Origin of the sequence: Haliscomenobacter sp., assembly GCF_040403615.1 — a bacterium.
Taxonomy (GTDB): Bacteria; Bacteroidota; Bacteroidia; order Chitinophagales; family Saprospiraceae; genus Haliscomenobacter.
Genome location: NZ_JBBAKG010000133.1, coordinates 11725 through 13758 on the forward strand (window position 1 = coordinate 11725; position 2034 = coordinate 13758).

General features: G+C 44.7%; 2 protein-coding genes, 1 tRNA gene and 1 pseudogene. 3 read left to right on the forward strand and 1 reads right to left on the reverse strand.

The genetic code is table 11. From position 1 onward, the window contains the following. The first annotated feature begins 63 nt into the window (after positions 1-63). The 3 genes from ABW391_RS25795 (at position 64) to ABW391_RS25805 (ending at position 1377) form a co-directional block, all read left to right on the forward strand. A complete protein-coding gene (locus ABW391_RS25795) occupies positions 64-651 on the forward strand; it encodes a plasmid pRiA4b ORF-3 family protein (RefSeq protein WP_353484790.1) in 588 nt (195 codons plus the stop codon). Between the two features lie 163 nt (positions 652-814). Next, positions 815-889, forward strand: a tRNA-Val gene (locus ABW391_RS25800). Positions 890-1059: 170 nt separating this feature from the next. Then, a complete protein-coding gene (locus ABW391_RS25805) occupies positions 1060-1377 on the forward strand; it encodes a hypothetical protein (RefSeq protein WP_353484791.1) in 318 nt (105 codons plus the stop codon). Between the two features lie 54 nt (positions 1378-1431). Here the strand turns inward: ABW391_RS25805 and ABW391_RS25810 are convergent. Beyond that, a pseudogene (locus ABW391_RS25810) lies at positions 1432-2034 on the reverse strand (glutamate formimidoyltransferase); the annotation flags it as partial.

Genomic DNA, 2034 nt, shown 5'->3' on the forward strand with positions numbered 1-2034 from the left:
GGAAGTCAATTTTTCTGCGTTACTTTGCCAAAGATCTCGTAGATTGAACCAAAATTTTTAGCTGTGGGGAGTTTACAATTAAAAGTCCAGTTGGAGGCCATTAAACCGGAAATCTGGCGTACTTTTCAGATAGATCAAACCGAAACTTGTTTTGATCTGCATGAAATCCTTCAAATCGTAATGGGTTGGGAGAATGCTCATTTGTTTGAGTTTCAAGTTAAAGAGCGCAAAATAGGATTGTTGCCTGACGATGAAGAAATGTGGGAAACCGATGCTAGCCTGGAAGACAGTGAATCGATCATGATGATTGACCTGAACTTTCAAGAAGGCGATACCTTCCGGTACGTTTACGATTTTGGCGACCATTGGGGGCATTTGCTGACCGTGGAAAAAATCCTGCCGGATGTTGAAACCGAGTGTCCCATCTGTCTGGGTGGAATCCGCAATTGTCCACCCGAAGATTGTGGTGGCGCTTCCGGGTATGTCGATTTTTTGGCAGCACTGAATGACCCCAAGCATCCACAGCACGAGGAAATCATCGATTGGATTGAAGAGTTTGATGCCGAAGAATTCGACGCAGGCGAAACCAACGAAATTCTCCAGGAGTTCAACGACTGGCGCCAAGACCTCTTCCTCGAGGAGGAGGAGTAATCCAAGATTATACTTTTGTTCACATATGATGCCGATGAATAATGCTATTTTCATCGGCTTTTTTATTTTTTTTGAAAAAAAAGCCGATTGGACTTGCGCAAACTAAAATGAGGCCATATATTTGCACACGCTTTTGAGCAAATGTGTTCATTGAAGCAAATAAGGGTGATTAGCTCAGCTGGTTTAGAGCATCTGCTTTACACGCAGAGGGTCGGCGGTTCGAACCCGTCATTACCCACCCAGATTCACAAAAGCCTTTCGGTCATCCGAAGGGCTTTTTTTATTTTTATCATTACAATAACCAAGCTTTTACTATATTTGTGAGATTTTTATTTTTTATTATCCTTCCTTTGACCCAAAAAATATGACCTTTTATCAGTTCTTTCGTCACAAAAAAAAGAAATGGTGATGGATTTAGGAAAAATCGTAGTCTCTATAGAGGACAAAACAGTTCATCTGGAAGTAAGCACAGAACAAGCAAAGCGATGCATTTTGATCGTCCAGAACAAAGTAGGACGCCCATGTTATGAAAAGCAATACAATCTGGAAGCAGGTACCCATACCCTGCAATTCCCCATCGATTCATTGAAAGCTGGTAATTATTTTGTTTGGCTACACTTCGACAACAAGACCAAAATGACTGCTTTTGAAGTAGCTAAAGAAGAAACTCCTGTCGATGAAGAAAAAAAACCTGGGAATTTTTCCTTTAATTTCTTTTCCTGGTAGCTTGCTTACCACTCCAGAGCAAACGCATTGATATTTTAATACCGTTGCTCTGGATTACCACTCCAACTGCATGCGGTATTCAAGGATCCGGTTGGCAGGATCAAACTCCCCCAATTCCTGCAAACCCAAGCCCTCGATAGCCGCACTGATTTTTTGACTTGAATCGCTTAACTCAGGTGCAAAATAACTCCCTGCCTCCAAAAATACCCTCAACGGCGCCAATCCAATCAATTCAGAACCCGTTACTTTTACCCCCAACCTGAGTGCTTCCTCCTGGCATGCTGCAAATGCGAGATGCACCGGGGTCAGATCCAAGTCGGTAATGTTCATTGATACCTGAGCCTTGCCGTATGCTGGCAGGTACCAGCCAATGGCTTTTACTCCCGGGCAGCGCCCGGGGATACGCTGCACTTGTGCCTGATGGTCTTTGATTTTGTAGCCACTTTCCCGCACGCGCTCGGCAATGCGCCTGGCAATTGCTACATTCCGGGTATCCAAGTTGACATTGTAAGCGATCAGGAATTTTCGCGCACCGATCACCGTTGCTCCCGCCGGGAATGGGCCACGGTTGGGGCCAAAATCGGGCTGCCATTCAGGCAATGCTATTTTTGTAGCCAATCCTTCGTATTCTCCACGTCGGATGTGTGCCAGGTTGCG